A 2,180-nucleotide genomic window follows, 5' to 3' on the forward strand; every position below is an offset into this window, starting at 1 on the left:
GGCCGCGCTGGGACCTGGTCGCGATCGGACTCACCTTGTTCCTCATCGGATTGTTCAAGAAGGTGATGGTCGCCGATCCGCTCGGCGTCGCGGTGCGGCCGATCTTCGTGCAGGCAGAGATCGGCGGCGTACAATTCATCCAGGCATGGACCGGCGCATTATCCTACGCGCTGCAAATCTATTTCGACTTTTCCGGCTATACCGACATGGCGATCGGCCTCGGGCTGCTCTTCGGCATTTCGCTGCCGCGCGTGTTGCCGATGATCAGAACACACATCGACAGCCTCCCCCAAATCCGGGCGCCGCGACCTCACCACCGGAATCATTCACGAGACGATTGATCCCGCCCCATTCGGGACGTCGCGTAGAATTCAGAGCGTTAGCCATCGAGGCTGAGACGACGAGGGCGCCGGACAACCCGATACCGGAAACTCCAGGGCGTCAACCACGATGCTCGAAATATATAAGTACATATACGTAAGTAAATTCGCTTAATATCAATAATACTTTTTGACTAATTTAGCTTATTATCACACTTAGTGCCCATAATAAGGAAATTGAGTTTTGCTACTATTTATCAACATCCGAGAGCAGAGGCCTTTCATGAGGATCATTATAGCAATAAACTCGTGATTCTGGAGGCTATCTAATGACACCTCGCATCAAGATTGCCTTGCTCGGGCCCAATCGAATAGCTCTGGACGGGTTACAGAGGATACTGACCGAAAACGGATTTGACGTACTGGAAGCCGCGGTCGACGCGAGCCARCTCAGCGACGTCGAAGCGGTCGATGACGACGGCAGCGACGTCGTCCACATTCTGCTGATGGACGGCCTCGCGGACGCCAAGACGGSGTACSAKCCCGCSGAACTTGCCGAGCGGTTCCCCGGCTATCGGCTGGCAGTAATGGCCGATGTGTTCGATTTCGACGAAATGGTCAGCTGCTTCCGCGAAGGCGTTTACGGCTACATCATCGCGGCATCGTCCGAATCTCTAGTGATCTCGCTGCGATTGATCGCCATCGGCGAGAAGGTGATGCCGTCGAACCTGGCCGAGTTCCTGCCCACGCATCCCAATCTCGGGCTGTCGCCGGGCACCAGCCAGTCGATGAAGCAGGCCGGCCTGTCACTGCGGGAAATCGAAATTCTCGCCTGTCTGGTGAGCGGGCACCCCAACAAGATCATCTCGCGCCAGCTCGAGATCAGCGAGGCGACGGTGAAGATCCATGTGAAGGCCATTCTTCGCAAGGTCGGCGTCCAGAACAGGACCCAGGCCGCCATCTGGGCGATCGGCGAGCGATTGAACGAGACACTTTCATCGCATCCTCCCTGTGGCAAGATCCGCAACGGCGCCGATCGGGCTTTACCGTAGCTCGACTGACAGGCACCGCGCCGCCGAGGGCGGCGCGCGGGGAATTACGGGTTAATTCGTCCTAAACGCTGCGGGCGTCGCACCGGCGATGCTAGACTTCGTCGCGATCGCAGCGATCAGATCGAGTCAACAAACTCGGGTCATTCGATCGGGGCAAGCAAAACGGGGGAATTTGGACCATGCTGTTCAATTCCAGCGAGTTCATATCGCTGTTCCTGCCCGTCGTCTTCGTCGGTTTCATCGTCATCGCCCGATTCAATCAACCGCGCCTCGCCGCGGCCTGGCTTACCGTTGCGTCATTGGTGTTCTACAGCTGGTGGCGCTGGCAGAACCTGCCGCTGCTGTTGACCAGCATGGGGGTAAATTACTGGCTCGGCGGCCTACTCATACGGCGGCAGAGCAAGCTTACGCTCGCGCTTGGCATCGGTTTTAACGTCTGCCTGCTCGGCTATTTCAAATACACGATGTTCGCCCTGGAAACGACGCGGGAATTGTTCGGCGGCGACTGGCAGGTGCCGCACGTCATCCTCCCGCTCGCCATTTCGTTCTTCACTTTCCAGCAAATCGCCTATCTGGTCGACGCCTATGGTGGCCGGGTCAGCGAGCGCGATCCGCTCAACTACGCGCTGTTCATCACCTTTTTCCCGCACCTGATCGCCGGGCCGATCACGCATCATCGCGAGATGCTCGCGCAATTCAGCGCGCCCGACCGCTTCCGGCCGCGCTGGGACCTGGTCGCGATCGGACTCACCTTGTTCCTCATCGGATTGTTCAAGAAGGTGATGGTCGCCGATCCGCTCGGCGTCGC

Annotated in this window: 2 protein-coding genes and 1 pseudogene; all 3 read left to right on the forward strand. The window is 58.0% G+C overall.

Annotated features, from left to right (window positions below):
- Window positions 1-341: pseudogene (locus AC1DRD_RS22725) on the forward strand (hypothetical protein); the annotation flags it as partial.
- A 308-nt stretch (window positions 342-649) separates the two neighbouring features.
- Window positions 650-1,372: a LuxR C-terminal-related transcriptional regulator gene (locus tag AC1DRD_RS22730; RefSeq protein ID WP_478043154.1), complete on the forward strand. Its 723-nt coding sequence runs from the start codon at window positions 650-652 to the stop codon at window positions 1,370-1,372.
- Between the two features lie 179 nt (window positions 1,373-1,551).
- Window positions 1,552-2,180: MBOAT family O-acyltransferase (locus tag AC1DRD_RS22735; RefSeq protein ID WP_478043155.1), on the forward strand; the 629-nt coding region annotated here is incomplete at its 3' end.

It is taken from the genome of Sphingomonas sp. P4_G2, from assembly GCF_056401155.1.